The organism is Halorhodospira abdelmalekii (assembly GCF_016583625.1).
Classification (GTDB): domain Bacteria; phylum Pseudomonadota; class Gammaproteobacteria; order Nitrococcales; family Halorhodospiraceae; genus Halorhodospira; species Halorhodospira abdelmalekii.
On record NZ_NRRN01000022.1, the window covers coordinates 14,751 to 29,869 of the forward strand.

The window sequence follows — 15,119 nt, forward strand, 5'->3', positions numbered from 1 at the left end:
CAAATCGTTAGCATTCGGCTAAATTTCGTGTCGCTCCAGTCGCGGCGGCTCCTCAATCCTCTCGAACTCCTCGAACTCAGTCGCCCGCTCCATCACCTCCGGTGAGACGTAGATGCTCGCCTCGGTGCGCAAGGCCAGTGCAATGGCGTCACTGGCCCGGCTGTCGACATAGACGAGCGCCTCGCGTCCAACAACCCGCAGCTCAAGCACGGCGATAAAGGCGCTATCGAGCAGCCCGTCGATGATCACCGCCTGCAGCTCGCTCTCCGTGCTCTCAATCAGAGCGGCGAGCAGGTCGTGGGTCATCGGCCGCGGTGGTCGCAGCCCGTGCAGCGCGCTGTGGATGGCGCGCGCCTCGTTCTCGCCGATAAAGATCGGCACGATTCGCTCCGATTCGAGCTCACGCAGCAGCACCACTGGCACCGGGCCGGCCTGCTCACTGACCGCCAAGGTCGTGACCTCGGCCTCCAGCATCGCCTCGCGCTCACCGATCAATTCGCGCTCGGTCGCGTGCGCCAGTCCGGCAAAGCCCATAAAGCCCATCGCCAAGATCCCAGCGGAGACGAGCGCAATCGGTGCGCCGCGAAACGACTTCGGGATCTGCGCGCTCTCTAAGCGCTCGCGCAGGGCGGCGAAGATCACCAGCACCAGGCCGAAGCCGGCCGCCGCCGCCGCCCCGTAGACGGTCGCTGTGATCAGTTCGTGCTCACTGCGCACACTCAGCAGGGCCACCCCGAGCACCGCGCAGTTGGTGGTGATCAGCGGTAGGTAAAGACCGAGCACCTGCTGGAGCATCGGGCTGGTGAAGCGGACGGCCATCTCGGTCAACTGCACCGCCACTGCGATGATCAGGATAAAGGCCGGTGTGCGCAGGTACTCCGCCCCCAGCGGGACCAGGATGTAGACGAAGGTCAGATGGCTGAGCAGCGAAGCTAACGTCAGCACAAAGGCGGTGGCCATCGCCATCCCAGCGGCCGTCTCAATACGCCGCGAGACCCCAAGAAAGGGGCAGAGGCCGAGAAACTGGGTCAGTACGAAATTATTGACCAGGACCGCCGCTACGGCGAGCAGTAGGAGCTCCATCGTGGTCCTCGTTGACGTCGCAACTCGTGGTTAAATCATTATCGGCGATAATCGCCGAGGTTGAAAGCGGTGCTCACGGCCACCATCTTCCTAGCAGCTTTTTACAAGCCGTTACCATTCCTCCACCAGTGTTAAGGGGGCAGTATCCTATGGCGTATCGCAAGCAGCGCTCGTGGGCTCAGCGGCTCGGTGCCGCCGCCCTGATCCTCGCCGTTCCGGCCTTTGCCGTACCGGTCTTTGCCTTCTCTGCGGTGGTCACCGCCAACGACGAGGAGCCAACGGCCGATCTGAGCCACCTGCAGCCGGATGAGCGCAACACCGTCGAGCTCTTCCAGCGCTTCGGTCCTTCCGTCGTCGCCATCGAGGTCTCGATGCGTGGCCAGCGGGTCGATCCCTTCGAGGGCATCCCCGATGAGATGATCCCGCCGCCCTTCCGTGAGTTTTTCGAGCGCCACCGCCCGCAGCAGCCGCAGCGGCGGGGCGAAGCCCCGCGTCGACAGGGGGCCGGCAGCGGCTTTGTCATCGACGAGCAGGGCCACATCGTCACCAACTACCACGTCGTGCGTCCGGCGCTGCAAGAGGAGGGCACCGAACTGCGCGAGGGGGCGCAACTGAAGATCAGCTTCCCCGGCCAAGAGGCGGTCAAGGCGCGGGTCGTCGGCGCTAACGCCCTCTACGACCTAGCCCTGCTCAAGCCCGAGGAGGGCAGTGCGGTACCGAGTGAGGTCGAGCCGCTGCCGCTCGGCGACTCCGATCGCGTGCTCGTCGGTCAAAAGACGATCGCCATCGGCAACCCCTTCGGCCTCAGCTCGACCGTCACGAGCGGTATCGTCTCCGGGGTCGGCCGCGATCTGCCCGGTGTCGGACAGCTTGAGATCCCCATGATTCAGACCGATGCCGCGATCAACCCCGGCAACTCCGGTGGCCCGCTGCTCAACTCCGCCGGTGAGCTGATCGGCGTCAACACAGCGATCGTCCCTGGGGGAGGGGGCTTCGGCGGCCCGCGCGGCTTCATCGGCGTCGGCTTCGCAGTGCCGAGCAACCTGCTGCGCGAGAGCCTGGATGAACTGCGCGAAGGCGGTTTGACCGACCTCAGTTCACGGGCGCGGCTCGGCGTGACCATCGCCGGACTCGACGGCTACCCCGAGGCGATCCGCGAGCGTCTCAATCTTCCCGACCGGGGCGTGATGATCGTCGATGTCGAAGAGGGCAGTCCGGCCGACGAAGCCGGCCTGCGCGGGGCGAGCTTCGAGGTCAGCGTTCAAGGCCGCGCCATGCCGGCCGACGGTGACATCGTCATCGCCTTCGAGGGCGAGCCGATCAGCGAGCCGCGGCAACTGCAACGCCGCGTCTTCAGCGAGGCCCGCCGCCCCGGCGATCGCGTCACACTGACTATCCTGCGCGACGCCGAAGAGCAGGAGATCGAGGTCGAGCTGCGGCAGGCCGAGCGCCGCGGCGGTTGAGTCTAAAAGGGGACAGACCTAGCCTAAAAGGGGACAGACCTCAGGTCTGTCCCCTTTTAGGCCGGCCTGCCCGGCCGCGTCATGCAACGCGCTGGGCAGGAACTTGCAGCATTGCCTCGATACTCAGGTGGTAGTCGATATCAGGCCACTCGATGCCGGTAGCGTCGCAGATCAAGCGGTAATGACGCAGCGCTTTGACAGAGGCTTGCTCCAGTTCAGGGTACCAGCGCAGCGGCGTCGAGATGCGGCGCCCATCACTCAGCTCGACATGGAGATAGGCGTCATCAAAGTGAACCTCTTTGCCTGCTAAACCAGTCATGCCAAGCCTCCAAGAAGTCCTCTCTGTGCTCCCTCAATAGCTCGAGACATTCTCTGAGCTCCTGTCGTTTCAGTGATGAGGATACGACTTCGACCGTGCTGATCTCGACTTTAGCCCAACGTTCCGCTTTCATCACGTGTACGTGGGCTGGTGGATGTTCGTTCGCATAGAAGAAGAACTTGTAGCCTCGCTCATTGAGCAGCGTAGGCATCTCACTTCACCGCCATCCCCGGTTCAGCCCCGGCCGCCGGGCTGATCACCCACAGCTGATCACCACCCGGGCCGGCGCATAAGACCATCCCCTCCGAGACCCCAAAGCGCATCTTGCGCGGCTTGAGATTGGCCACACAGACCACCAGCAGCCCCTGCACCTGCTCCGGAGTGTACGCCTGGCGGATGCCGGCAAAGACCTGACGGCGCTCGCCGCCGAGATCGAGCTCAAGGCGCAGCAGCTTGTCGGCCCCCTCGACCGTCTCGGCGTGCTCAACACGCGCCACCCGCAGATCGAGCTTGGCAAAGTCGTCGATCGTAATCTGTGCCTGTCTCTTAGCCCCCGCCTGTCCCTGCGTCTCCTGCGTCTCTCCCTCTCCCTTGCCTTCTCCCGTGCCTTCTCCCTTACGCACCGTCTTATCCGTCTCATCACCAGCCAGGCTCGGCGCCATCCCCAAGGTATCGCGTGATGCTTCCACAATCGCCTCCACTTGCGTGCGTTCTACTCGCGTCTTTAACGGCTTAAAGCGCTCAATCGGATGATCGAGCAGCGGCGTCTGGAGATCGGCCCAGCGCTGCTCGGGCAGCTTCATGAAGCGTTCAGCAGCGGCAGCCAGTTCCGGCATCACCGGCTTGATAAAGACGACCAAGATTCGAAAGAGATTCAGCCCGACGGTGCAAATACCCTGCACCTCTTCACGCTGCTGCGGGTCCTTGATCCGCTCCCACGGCCGCTCGGCGTCGATGTACTGATTGGCCTGATCGGCCAGTGCCATGATCTCGCGCATCGCGCGGGCGTAGTCACGCCTCTCGTAGTGCTTAGCGATCCGCTCAGCCTGCGCGGCGAACTCGCGATAGAGCTCCGGCTGCGGCAGCCGCGCGGCCAGTCGCCCGTCGAAGTGCTTAGTGATAAAGCCGGCGCAGCGACTGGCGATATTGACCAGCTTGCCGACGATGTCGGAGTTGACCCGCTGGGTGAAATCGTCGAACGAGAGATCGATATCGTCGACACTGGGGCCGAGCTTCGCCGCGAAGTAGTAGCGCAGATACTCCGGATCGAGGTGTTCAAGATAAGTCCGCGCGGTGATAAACGTCCCCCGCGACTTCGACATCTTCTGTCCGTTGACCGTCAAAAAACCGTGGCAGTAGACGGCGTTCGGCGTGCGAAAACCGGCCCCGTGGAGCATCGCCGGCCAAAAGAGGGTGTGGAAGTAGGCGATATCCTTGCCGATAAAGTGGTAGAGCTCGGTCTGGGCAGCCGCCGCCGGTTCCGCCTCCCAAAAGGCGCCAAAATCGAGCCCCTGCGCTTCGGCCAAGTGGCGAAAGCTGGCGATATAGCCGATCGGCGCATCGAGCCAGACGTAGAAAAACTTCGCCTCGGTACCGGGGATCTGAAACCCGAAGTAGGGGGCATCGCGCGAGATGTCCCAATCGCGCAGCCCGGCCTCGAACCACTCGTTCAGCTTATTGACGATCTCTGCCTGCAAGTGATCGGGGCTCGCCCACTGGCGCAGCATCTCGGTAAAATCGCCGAGTCGAAAGAAGAAGTGCTCACTCTGACGAACCTCCGGGCGCTCCCCGGAGATCGCCGAGACCGGGTCACGCAGCTCGATCGGCGTATAGGTGGCACCGCACGCCTCGCACGAGTCGCCGTACTGATCGGGCGCAGCGCAGCGCGGACACGTCCCCTTGATGTAGCGATCCGGCAAAAACATCTGCTCGCGCGGGTCGAAGAGCTGTTCGATGGTGCGCCGCTCGATATGGCCGCTCTCCGCTAAGCGCGTATAGATCAGCTCAGCGAGGGCGCGGTTCTCGTCCGAGTGGGTCGAGTGGTAGTGGTCGAAGGCGATCAAAAAGTCGGCAAAATCGCGCTGATGGCTCGCCGCCATCTCCTCGATCAGCTGCTCGGGGGGGATGCCGCGCTCCCGCGCCTTGAGCATGACCGGGGTGCCGTGGGCATCGTCGGCGCAAACGTAGTAGCATTCGTGGCCGCGTAAGCGCTGAAAGCGCGCCCAGATATCGGTCTGGATGTACTCGACGAGGTGGCCGAGGTGGATCGGGCCGTTGGCGTAGGGCAGTGCGCTGGTAACAAGAATGCGTCGTGCCATGGGCTCTCTACAGGCTTCTCCGTGCGGTTGTGGTGAGATCGGTTCGGAGCGGTGTGTTGCCGGTCGGCGCGGACGCGCCGCACTTACTATTGGCGGCAATGAGCAAGGCGGGCATTATGCCAGATTCTTCGCCCCTTAGGGGTCCTGTAGGCGAGAGAACGGAGCAGAATGGAGGAGACATGCAGCGTATAGCGGGATGGTGGGTCGCGGTGTGGCTCGGTGCGGCCGGCGCAGCGCTCCTAAGCAGTGGCACGGCAGCGGCCGGTGGGGGCAGTGGCCACCTCGGCGGGTTCGGCGGTGCCGGCTACCCACTGCCGGCCGACGGCTACCGGCTGGTCGAGGCCGAACTCATCGACCGGCGCAGTGGCCGCGTCGAACTGCGCCATCAGCACTTCGATGAACGCGGTGTGGCCGATCGCATCGCCACCCTCGGCACGCTCACCCTGCGGCGCACTGGGGCGTGGCAGAGCAGCATCGGTGTTGGCACCTACGGCGCGGAAGAGACCGATGCCGCCGGTTTTATCAACCTGCACAGCCGGGCGCTGTTGCGCGAGGTCGACCGCGACGGCTATGGCCTCGGCATCGCCGGTGGGGTGCACTACAACGTCAACGACGAGCGGCGCGACGATCACTACCTGGTGATCCCGCTCACCGTCGAGTGGGGTCGACGCACCACGCTACACGCCAACATCGGCGGCATCCACTACCGGCAGGCCGATGAGACGGCCGGCCTGTGGGCGCTGGCACTCGACTGGCAGCTGGCGCGGCGCTGGGAGGTGCTCTTCCAGTTCAGCTCCGACACCTTAAGCGAGAGCAAGGTCCACGGCGTTACCGGGCTGCGCTACACCGTGCTCGATGAACTGGTGCAGATCGATGTCGGCTACGGCCGGGAGCTGACCTCCGGCGGCGGCGATCAGTACCACTTCGGCCTGCAGTTCGACGCCATCCGCTTTTAACAATGGTGTGGCAGGGTGATGACACCATCGCCGCTGCTAGAGCAGGAGCCGCGGCTGAAGTTTTCGAGGCTTCCCCAGCTGCCGAGGAGTGTGTCTCTAAATGGCTTTATGGATCGCCGTCCTGCTCGGTATCGTGCAGGGCATCTTCATGTTCTTGCCGGTCAGCTCGACGGCCCACATGGTGCTTCTGGAGCACTGGCTGATCGGCCAGGGGCAGCCGCTGCCGGCGCCCGAGAGCGCCGAGATGATCCTCTTTAACCTCGTCGTCCACGTCGGCACGCTGATCTCCATCGCCGTCGTCTTCTGGCCGAGTCTGCGCCGCTTCAGCGCCGAGGTCGTGACCCAGGGCTACACCTGGGCACGGGCCGGTGGCCGTGATGGCCGCGATGGCAAAGCCGCCTTCAGCGGGCCGCCGCTCTTCGCCCGGCTCTTTCTCCTCGGCATGCTCTCGGTGTTGCTGACCGGGGTCGTCGGCCTGTCACTCAAGGCGGCCTTCGAACAGATCTTCGCCAACCCGTGGATGATCGGGGTGACGCTGCTGCTCACCGGCGTGCTGCTCTTTTGGACCGATAAACTGCCGCCGCGCCGGCGCAGCCTGCGCCGCACCGGCCTCGGCACGGCGACGCTGATCGGCGTTGCCCAGGGCTTTGCACTGATGCCGGGGCTCTCACGCAGCGCGATGACGATCGTCTTCGGCCTCTTCGCCGGGCTGAAGCGGCGCTGGGCGGCCGAGTACAGCTTCTTTTTGGCGATTCCGACGATCTGTGCGGCGACCCTGCTCCAGGCGATTGATGTCTATCGTCTCGGCGGCCTCGACGGAGTCACCTACAGCGCCCTGTTGGCCGGTTTTATTGTCGCTGCGCTCGTTGGCATCGTCTCGTTAAAATTGGTCATCTACTTTCTCTACCGAGCGCAACTTAAGGTCTTTGCCTTCTACGTCTGGGCGCTCGCCGCCGCGATCTTGACCGGCGTCCTGGATTTGCCGATACACCATCCGCTCTAGGGGGAACTGCCATGGAATACGAAGAGCTCATCGAGGCGCTGCGGCCGTTGCTCGATGGTCGACGCTGGAAAGAGGTGCGCGCGCGCATCGAAGAGTTGCCGGCACAAGACGTCGCCGAACTGATCCTGCGTCTCGATAAATCGCAGCGGATCTTCCTCTTCAAACTGCTGCCGCGTCCGCGCGCCGCCGAGGTCTTCTCCTACCTCTCGGCCGACAACCAGGATGCGCTGCTCCAAGATATGACCGATCACGAGACGCGCGAGCTGATCGCCGGTTTGACCCCCGACGATCGAACCGCGCTCTTCCAGGAGCTGCCGGCCGAGGCAACGCAGCGGCTGCTTGAGCTGCTGCCGCCGGGAGCGCAGCGCGAGGCACGCGAACTGCTCGGTTACCCGCCGGAGAGTGTCGGTCGGTTGATGACGCCCGACTACATCGCCGTGCGCCCCGACTGGAGTGTATCGCGCTGCCTGCAGCATATTCGCAGCCAGCGCGAGAAGGCCGAGACCGTCAACGTCATCTACGTCGTCGACCACCACGGCAAGCTGCTCGATGCGCTGACCATTCGCCGCTTTATCGTCGCCGACCCGGAGACTCCGGTCGCCGACTTGATGGACCGGCATGTCACCTCCATCTCGGCCTTTGAAGATCGTGAGAAGGCCGTCGAGCGAGTACAGCGCTACGATCTGAGTGCGCTGCCGGTTGTCGACACCGAAGGTGTGCTGCTCGGTACTGTCACCCCCGATGACATCATGGACGTTGCCGAGGCCGAGGCGACCGAGGACTTCCAAAAGGTCGGTGGTGTCGGCGTGCTGAACTTCAGCTTGCGCGATGCCAGCATCCGCCTGCTCTACCAGCGCCGTGTTGGTTGGCTCGTGCTGCTGGTCTTTATCAACATGTTCGGCGGGGCGATTATTGCCTCATACGAGGAGACCATCGAAGCCGTCATCGTGTTGGTGACCTTCTTGCCGTTGGTCGTCGATACCGGCGGCAATGCCGGAACCCAGTCAGCAACCCTGATGGTGCGGGCGTTGGCGACCGGTGATGTGCGAGCGCGTGACTGGCTGCGCCTATGGGGTAAGGAGGCGCTGGTTGCAGTCGCCCTGGGGGTGACGGTTGCCGCGGCAGTCTGGCTCCTCGGGCTCTATCGTGGCGGCCTCGATATCGCTTGGGTGGTGGCGCTGGCGATGATGGCGGTCGTCTTTATCGGCAGCATGATCGGAATGCTGCTGCCGTTTGGCTTGGCGCGCCTGAACCTCGATCCGGCGACGGCGAGTGCGCCGTTGATCACGTCGATCGCCGACATCGCCGGCATCTTGATCTTCTTCGCGATCGCTACGGCGCTCTTGGGGCATATGTTGTAGTTATTTTTGTTTTCGGCAGGTTAAGTTGCTGTAGGTTGGTGCTTTAGGTTGTTGTAGGCTGGTGCGGATAGGCACTCTCTCGCTCATTCGCAGTGATCGCCGAGTTTGATCGAGGTTTCGGTGAGCTGCGGCGGGGGAGTGCCGGTTTGATCGAGGTTTCGGTGAGCTGCGGCGGGGGGTGTGCCGGCCCCCCATGCGAGGACGCCGTGAATCCATCCCTGGAGGCTTCGCGGTCGCATCCCTGCGACCGAGACCTCGCCTGGGGGCGCGTCACCCCCCCGCCGCGGTGGCAGCGTGACGGCCTGAGGCGGACTCATTGTCGACCTTGGTGGGCTGCGATGGGTGAGATGCTTGCCCGTCCCCTGTACTTAGGGCTAACATCCTGGCATGACTTCCGTTGTCGAATTCTATGAGAAACTCTCGTCGGCCCCCGACGAGAAGACCCGTGCGCGGCTCATCGCCGAGGCCTTCGAGCGCATGGAGGAGCGCTACCCCGAGGTGCGCGATTTGGCCACCCAGTCGGCCCTGTCGGAGACTGAACTGCGTCTGAAAAAGGAGATCATCGAACTTGAAGGGCGGTTGCGGCTGGAGATTGAGCAACTACGCGGTGATGTCAGTCGTGAGATTGAGCAACTACGCGGTGATGTCAGCCGTGAGATTGAGCAACTACGCGGTGATGTCAGCCGTGAGATTGAGCAACTACGCGGCGATGTCAGCCGTGAGATTGAGCAACTACGCGGCGAGCAGCGCGAATCGGAAGGTCGGCTGACCAAAGAGATCGAACAGCTCCGCGGTGAACTCGGTCGTGAGATTGAGCAACTACGCGGCGAGCAGCGCGAATCGGAAGGCCGGCTGACCAAAGAGATCGAACAGCTTCGCGGTGATGTCAGCCGTGAGATTGAGCAACTACGCGCCGAGCAGCGCGAATCGGAAGGTCGGCTGACCAAAGAGATCGAACAGCTCCGCGGCGAACTCGGTCGTGACATCGAGCAGATGCGTAGCAGTGGCCTGCGATGGGTGGTGGGACTGCTCACTGGTCAGACGTTGGTGATTATTGCCGCTCTCTTCGCCATCGCAGGAGGCCAATGAGTGCGCGAGGGAGCCGTTTCATGACCATAAAATCAGACCGCTGGATCCGCCACATGGCCGAGGCGCACGGCATGATCGAGCCCTTCGAACCCAATCAAGTGCGCACTGTCAATGAGCAGCGGGTGATCTCGTACGGCACTTCAAGTTACGGCTACGACGTTCGTTGTGCTACCGATTTCAAGATCTTCACCAACATCAACTCGGCAGTGGTCGATCCAAAGGCGTTCGATGCTAACAGTTTTGTGGACGTCCACGCCGACGTCTGCATCATTCCGCCGAACTCTTTCGCGCTCGCCTATACCCTGGAGTATTTCCGCATCCCGCGTAACGTCTTGACTGTCTGCGTTGGGAAGTCGACCTACGCCCGCTGTGGCATCATTGTCAACGTCACCCCGCTGGAGCCAGAGTGGGAGGGACACGTTACTCTTGAGTTCTCTAACACCACACCGCTGCCGGCGAAGATCTACGCCAACGAAGGGGTTGCGCAGATGCTCTTCTTCGAGTCCGATGAGTCGTGCGCGACGTCGTACGCTGATCGTGGCGGGAAGTATATGAAGCAGCGCGGGGTGACTCTACCCCGCTCTTAGCCAGTACCCCGTCGGTCACGCCGCCACCGCGGCGGGGGGAGTGCCCCCCTCCGTCACTCCCCAAACCGGACCGACTTCAGCTCCATGATAAATGTCCGCCCCCCCGCCACATGCTCAATCTTTACCGGAAGATTGTACTGCTCCGGATCGACCCAAGCGTTCGACTCACGATCCCCGTTATCGCGCACCCGCTTAATCCGCTCGGCTCGAAACCGCCCCGCATCCACACTGACCCGCTCACGCCCCATCGCCCGAAACGTATAGTCAGAGACCTCCCCACCATCGGCGATAGCGTAGCGCAGCGTCTCACCGATGCGGCCACTTAAGTCTCGCATAATCAACAACTGCGGCAACAGCCGATCGACATACTCAGGGGACCACTCCAGCTCCTCCTCTCCATCAAAACGAACGACTCCCGCCTCCCGGTCAAAAACAATCTCCTCCACCCGCTCATCACGCCCCTCACGCTCATGACGAAAACGCTCCGGCTCCAGCTTGCCCGCCTCCGTAATTCGCCCCTCAGTGATATCGGTATAGTCCGTACCGAGAATCATCCGAGCCAGACCGCTCGGCGAGACAAACATCTCATAACGAAAACGATCCGTCTCCGGGTAGGTAAGCTCTAGCGTACTGTGCCCCAACGTTAAGCGCCCGAGCGTAACTGCATACTCGGCAAAAAAGGGCGGAATGCGGGCTGGCGTCTCCGTCTCCGCGGCTGCTGTGCCAGATCCGGCCGCGACTATTGCCACGATCCCGAATGTACACAGCCGCAGCGTAAACCGAGAAGAGAGTGAAGGTGCAAAGCCGAATAAACGCCACATAGCGCTTCGGCCCCACATCCGCAGCCACTCAGCCACGTCCACCACTCCTGTCGCAGTTGCAGTCGCTACCGCAGTCGCAGTCGCTGCCGCTGTCATTGTCGCGGGCGAGGCAGAAAGCATGCGGATCGGCATCAAACGCCTCCAAATCATCGTCAGGGTAGAGACGCAGCGGCGCGCGTAACAACCGCCCGTCGAGTCGTGGGCCTTCGTCGGTCCACTGCAGCCGGCCACTGCAAAACCAGCGGACCGCCAACGGGTAGACCCGATGCTCCTGCGCATGCACCCGCTGCTGCAAAGAGTCGACCGACTCCCCTGGTTCGACCGGCACGACACCCTGAACGATCCCTGGGCCGGCATCTAACTCCGGAATCACAAAATGGACCGTACAGCCGTGCTCACAGACCCCGGCAGCGAGCGCCCGCTCATGGGTATGCAGCCCCCGAAAGTCCGGCAGCAGCGAAGGGTGGATATTCAGCAAACGACCAGTGAAGCGAGTGACAAACTCCGGCGTCAAGATTCGCATAAAACCGGCCAACACCACCAAATCGACACCGACCGCCTCAAGCTCAGCGACCAGCGCCGCATCAAAATCGGCCCGCTCCGCGTACTTTCGATGATCAACCACCCGCTGCGCCACACCGGCCGCTGCCGCCCGCTGCAACCCGTACGCCTCAGCGCGATTGCTGAGCACGGCGACGACCTCACCATCGCAGTGCCGCCGATCATCCAACAAAGCCTGCAGATTACTGCCGCTGCCAGAGATTAGCACCGCAATCCGGGCCGGAGTACGTCGCCGCTCGGCGACTCCATCCCCACCGACTGCACCGTCACCAACTGCGCCCACAGCCACGCCCACACCCACAGGGCCAGCCGCACCCACCCCCGTTTGACTCATACCGCCCCGCCGTCGATCCGCAGCCGCGCTGCCGCACCTCCCGCGCGAGCCGCAGCATCCACACCCTCAACTTCACCCTCACCCTCATCAGTCGCAGCGACCACAGTCCCGAGTTGCCACGCCGCCTCACCGCGCCCCTGCAGACAGGCCAGCGCTTGCTCAGCCGCAGCAGCCGGAACACAAACGACAAACCCAACCCCACAATTAAAGGTGCGCAACATCTCACCGCGCTCGATCTGCCCAGCGCGCGCCAGCCACTCAAAACCGGCCGGCCACGGCCACCCATTCAACTCCGCAGCACAGCCACTCGGCAAGATACGCGGCAGATTCTCCGGCAGACCGCCGCCGGTGATATGAGCCAGCCCCTTGACCGGCACCTCAGCGATCAGATCGAGCACACTGCCGACGTAGATCCGCGTCGGTCGCAGCAACCACTCTAGCAGCGGCTCCCCCTCCACGTTCTGCTCGGTGAGCGCCTGCGGATGCCGCTCCAAGATCCTGCGAATCAAAGAAAAACCGTTCGCGTGCGGGCCGGAGGAGGGCAGGGCAAGCAGCACATCGCCAGGGGTGATGGTCGTCCCCTCGATCAATGCATCGCGTTCGACGACGCCGACACAGAAACCGGCTAGATCGTAGTCGGCGCCGGCGTAGAGCCCCGGCATCTCCGCCGTCTCACCGCCGAGCAGCGCCGCCCCAGCCTCCCGGCAACCGGCCGCAATGCCCTCAACGATCGCCGCAGCCGTCTCAATATCGAGCTTGCCGGTGGCGTAGTAGTCGAGAAAAAAGAGCGGTTCCGCCCCTTGAACCACCACATCGTTCGCGCACATCGCCACCAGATCGGTGCCGATTGTATCGTGGCGCCCCGTCTCGATGGCCAACCGCAGCTTCGTGCCGACGCCATCGGTGCCGGCGACCAGTACCGGGCGCCGGTAGCCGCTCGGCAGCTCAATCAGGCCTCCGAAGCCACCGATACTCCCGAGCATCTCCGGGCGCCGCGTCCCCTCGACAGCCGGGCGGATGCGACGCACCAATTCGTTGCCGGCATCGATATCGACCCCAGCGTTGCGGTAGGTTAGCGGCCCTTCTTCATTCACCAATGATCCACTCCTGTTGTCTATATCTCATGCGCGCGTATGCTATAGCCCGCCCGTCTTCCCCCCCGTCGCAGTTTACCGAGGCTTCGATCAAAGCGGCGCTACCCAGCTACCCCGGTACCCCGCTACCCGACGCTACCCGACGCCTACCCCCCACGCCAGCGATAACCGCGCATCTCGGCTCGCTCCTTGTGCTCCGTGTGCTCCCCGTACTCATCGGGCAGCTCCGAACGCTCATCAAGCCCCGGTTCCCGAGCGAGATAGACAGAGCGCTCAAGGGCTCCAACCACCCGCTCCGGCGACTGCGCCAACCGCAACTCAACCGTCAGCTCCTCCCCGGCAGCCTGCCGGACCAGCACCCGTTCGACCCCCGCGACCCCCCGCAAATAGCTTATCAGCGTAGCGTAATCGGCGAGCCCTTCAACACCAGCAATCGTCAGCTGCAGCCGTTCCCCGGCGCCCTCACCAGGGACACCGGCAAAACGCTCTACAAAGTAGCTGCCGAGCTGCGCAAAGGCAGCGCCGACCACTGCCTCCAGCGAGCCCGGACCGGTTTGATAGGTGATCTGATCCTCGCCAATGATCGCCTGCCAGCGCCCGCGCCAGGCGCCCGCCGAGGTCTGGCGCAAGCCGGCACCGATCAGCGTCGTCTGCCCGTAGCGGATCGACGCCTCGCGCAGCCGATCGTCAAAGCCACCCCAAATATCGGAGAACCGCACCTGACCTCGATCCTCCAGATCGAGCAGCGGCAAAATCAGCGGTAAGCCGTACTCTCGCGACTGCTCACGCAGCACTGCCGCAGCCTCGGCGACCGCCTGCGGCTGCCCCTCAGCGTGACTGCCTAGCAAGAAACGCTCGCCATCGACCTCGATTCCGGCCCAGAGTAGGAGCGGGCGCCGGCGATGATCCCAAACCGCCACCCCCTGCTCACCGAGGGCTCCGCGCACCGCCGCACCGTCGAAGCGCAGCTCGATTCGCAGCCCCGCATCACCGCTGACGTAGCGATAGCCTTCGATAAAGCGCTCCGCCTCGGCAAAGAGGGCGCGCCCAGGGTGATCCTCCGCAAGACCGGTGTACTCGCCGGTCCACAGCTCAAGCAGCCGTTCCAGAGCGTCGACCGCTGCGCCGCGCCGCGCCTCGGCACTGCGTCCGGCTACGTCGACCTCAACGCTTAGCAGACGTTGCTCGATGGACTCGCTCGCCGCAGCACTGCCGACAGCCATCACCATCCCGCCGAGCAACGCCAACACCGGCAGCAGCCAGCGCAGCGCTCGGCCCCAACCGCACGGCCGTACGGGACGAGCCCGCCGAGTCTGCCTAATGCCAGTCATAGGTCAACGTCAGGAGCGTCGTCGAATCGTAACGATGCTCGGCCGTAGTCTGATTGTCGTAGTCGTAGTTCAACTGCAGGCTCACACTCAGGCTCTCATAGAGCGGCAAACGCAGCCCGGTGCGCGTCGTTGCAAACCAATCGTCGCTGTCATCGGCCGTCATCACCAGCTCGTGGCGGTGGAAGAGGCGCAGCACTCCGTCTAGGATATACTGCCGATAGTCGAGCGCCCAGCGCACCGCCCCCTCATCGGAACTCGCGCGCGTAGCCAGCGCCTTTTCATAAATATAGCTCGGGCCGAACTCCGCCGATAGCCGCAGCCGCTCATCGTCAAAAAACTGATAACCAAGACCAGCACCGAGCGAGTAGCGCCCGTAAAGATCGGCTTCGCGATCCTGCCGCCACGAGACGTTCGTGTTCGCATACCACGGCCCGTGGAAGAACCAGTCGTACTTTGTCCCCGCCCGGGTGTTATTGACATCCTGCACGCCATCGCTCTTGCCGCGGTTGGCCTCAGCATCAAAGACGACCCGATGGACCGCCGAACGTGCCCGATAGTCGAACGTCACGCTGTAGCGCTCCGAATCGGTATTGCCGCGATGGATCGACGCTCCGGCGGTGGCCTCCGCCTCCGTGCGCCGCTCGCTCTCCCCGGCGAGGGCGCTCAGTGGCACTCCCGCACCGAAACAGACTGCTGCCGCCGCGACGAAGAGATGGATTGGCGAGGTTCGCACAGGTTCATTGTACGCAGACATCACACGACCTTCCGATTAGAGTTTAGTATTGAGGACGACAGCGCG

15 protein-coding genes and 1 pseudogene are annotated in these 15,119 nt (G+C 63.3%); 6 read left to right on the plus strand and 10 right to left on the minus strand.

All coding sequences use genetic code 11. The features are described from left to right. Positions 1 to 18 precede the first annotated feature (18 nt). Positions 19 to 543: a bifunctional nuclease family protein gene (locus CKO15_RS14090; protein WP_338036014.1), complete on the minus strand. Its 525-nt coding sequence runs from the start codon at positions 541 to 543 to the stop codon at positions 19 to 21. Continuing rightward, positions 517 to 1,083: pseudogene (gene rsxA / locus CKO15_RS14095) on the minus strand (electron transport complex subunit RsxA); the annotation flags it as partial. The pseudogene rsxA and the gene CKO15_RS14090, both read right to left, overlap by 27 nt. A gap of 149 nt (positions 1,084 to 1,232) precedes the next feature. Here rsxA and CKO15_RS07005 point away from each other — a divergent pair. Beyond that, positions 1,233 to 2,546 carry a S1C family serine protease gene (locus CKO15_RS07005; RefSeq protein ID WP_200193938.1) on the plus strand — a complete coding sequence of 438 codons (1,314 nt, stop codon included), beginning with the start codon at positions 1,233 to 1,235 and terminating at the stop codon, positions 2,544 to 2,546. A 79-nt stretch (positions 2,547 to 2,625) separates the two neighbouring features. Here the strand turns inward: CKO15_RS07005 and CKO15_RS07010 are convergent, their stop codons facing one another. Genes CKO15_RS07010 through metG form a run of 3 tightly spaced genes read right to left on the minus strand, consistent with a single transcriptional unit; the run spans position 2,626 to position 5,183 of the window. Then, a complete protein-coding gene (locus tag CKO15_RS07010) occupies positions 2,626 to 2,865 on the minus strand; it encodes a DUF2442 domain-containing protein (protein WP_200193940.1) in 240 nt (79 codons plus the stop codon). Further along, positions 2,831 to 3,076, minus strand: a complete 246-nt coding sequence (locus CKO15_RS14675; protein WP_200193942.1) for a DUF4160 domain-containing protein — start codon at positions 3,074 to 3,076, stop codon at positions 2,831 to 2,833. The genes CKO15_RS07010 and CKO15_RS14675 overlap by 35 nt, the downstream gene beginning before the upstream one ends. A 1-nt stretch (position 3,077) precedes the next feature. Further along, positions 3,078 to 5,183, minus strand: a complete 2,106-nt coding sequence (metG, locus tag CKO15_RS07020; protein ID WP_200193944.1) for a methionine--tRNA ligase — start codon at positions 5,181 to 5,183, stop codon at positions 3,078 to 3,080. 179 nt (positions 5,184 to 5,362) lie between these two features. Here metG and CKO15_RS07025 point away from each other — a divergent pair, with 179 nt between their 5' ends. The 5 genes from CKO15_RS07025 to dcd all read left to right on the plus strand — a co-directional run bounded on the left by CKO15_RS07025 (position 5,363) and on the right by dcd (position 10,179). Next, on the plus strand, positions 5,363 to 6,139 hold the full coding sequence (locus CKO15_RS07025) for a hypothetical protein (RefSeq protein WP_200193946.1): 777 nt from the start codon (positions 5,363 to 5,365) through the stop codon (positions 6,137 to 6,139). 100 nt (positions 6,140 to 6,239) lie between these two features. Continuing rightward, positions 6,240 to 7,142, plus strand: coding sequence for an undecaprenyl-diphosphate phosphatase (locus CKO15_RS07030; protein WP_200193948.1), 903 nt, complete (start codon positions 6,240 to 6,242; stop codon positions 7,140 to 7,142). A gap of 11 nt (positions 7,143 to 7,153) precedes the next feature. Then, the gene (gene mgtE / locus CKO15_RS07035) at positions 7,154 to 8,503 is read left to right on the plus strand and encodes a magnesium transporter (RefSeq protein WP_200193950.1); all 1,350 of its coding nucleotides are present in this window, start codon (positions 7,154 to 7,156) and stop codon (positions 8,501 to 8,503) included. Between the two features lie 387 nt (positions 8,504 to 8,890). Next, positions 8,891 to 9,592, plus strand: a complete 702-nt coding sequence (locus tag CKO15_RS07040; RefSeq protein WP_200193951.1) for a DUF1640 domain-containing protein — start codon at positions 8,891 to 8,893, stop codon at positions 9,590 to 9,592. Between the two features lie 20 nt (positions 9,593 to 9,612). Then, positions 9,613 to 10,179 (plus strand): dCTP deaminase, encoded by a 567-nt coding sequence (gene dcd, locus CKO15_RS07045; protein WP_200193953.1) that lies wholly within the window; start codon positions 9,613 to 9,615, stop codon positions 10,177 to 10,179. A 53-nt stretch (positions 10,180 to 10,232) separates the two neighbouring features. Here dcd and CKO15_RS07050 read toward each other — a convergent pair whose 3' ends face one another. The 5 genes from CKO15_RS07050 to CKO15_RS07070 form a co-directional block, all read right to left on the minus strand. Continuing rightward, positions 10,233 to 10,928: a DUF3108 domain-containing protein gene (locus CKO15_RS07050; protein ID WP_200193955.1), complete on the minus strand. Its 696-nt coding sequence runs from the start codon at positions 10,926 to 10,928 to the stop codon at positions 10,233 to 10,235. 100 nt (positions 10,929 to 11,028) lie between these two features. Further along, the gene (purN, locus tag CKO15_RS07055; protein ID WP_420842126.1) at positions 11,029 to 11,775 is read right to left on the minus strand and encodes a phosphoribosylglycinamide formyltransferase; all 747 of its coding nucleotides are present in this window, start codon (positions 11,773 to 11,775) and stop codon (positions 11,029 to 11,031) included. A 116-nt stretch (positions 11,776 to 11,891) separates the two neighbouring features. Continuing rightward, a complete protein-coding gene (gene purM / locus CKO15_RS07060; protein WP_200193959.1) occupies positions 11,892 to 12,992 on the minus strand; it encodes a phosphoribosylformylglycinamidine cyclo-ligase in 1,101 nt (366 codons plus the stop codon). Between the two features lie 143 nt (positions 12,993 to 13,135). Then, a complete protein-coding gene (locus tag CKO15_RS07065) occupies positions 13,136 to 14,320 on the minus strand; it encodes a DUF2066 domain-containing protein (RefSeq protein ID WP_200193961.1) in 1,185 nt (394 codons plus the stop codon). Beyond that, the gene (locus tag CKO15_RS07070; RefSeq protein ID WP_200193963.1) at positions 14,307 to 15,074 is read right to left on the minus strand and encodes a DUF481 domain-containing protein; all 768 of its coding nucleotides are present in this window, start codon (positions 15,072 to 15,074) and stop codon (positions 14,307 to 14,309) included. Before CKO15_RS07070 ends, CKO15_RS07065 begins: the two co-directional genes overlap by 14 nt. Positions 15,075 to 15,119: the final 45 nt, after the last annotated feature.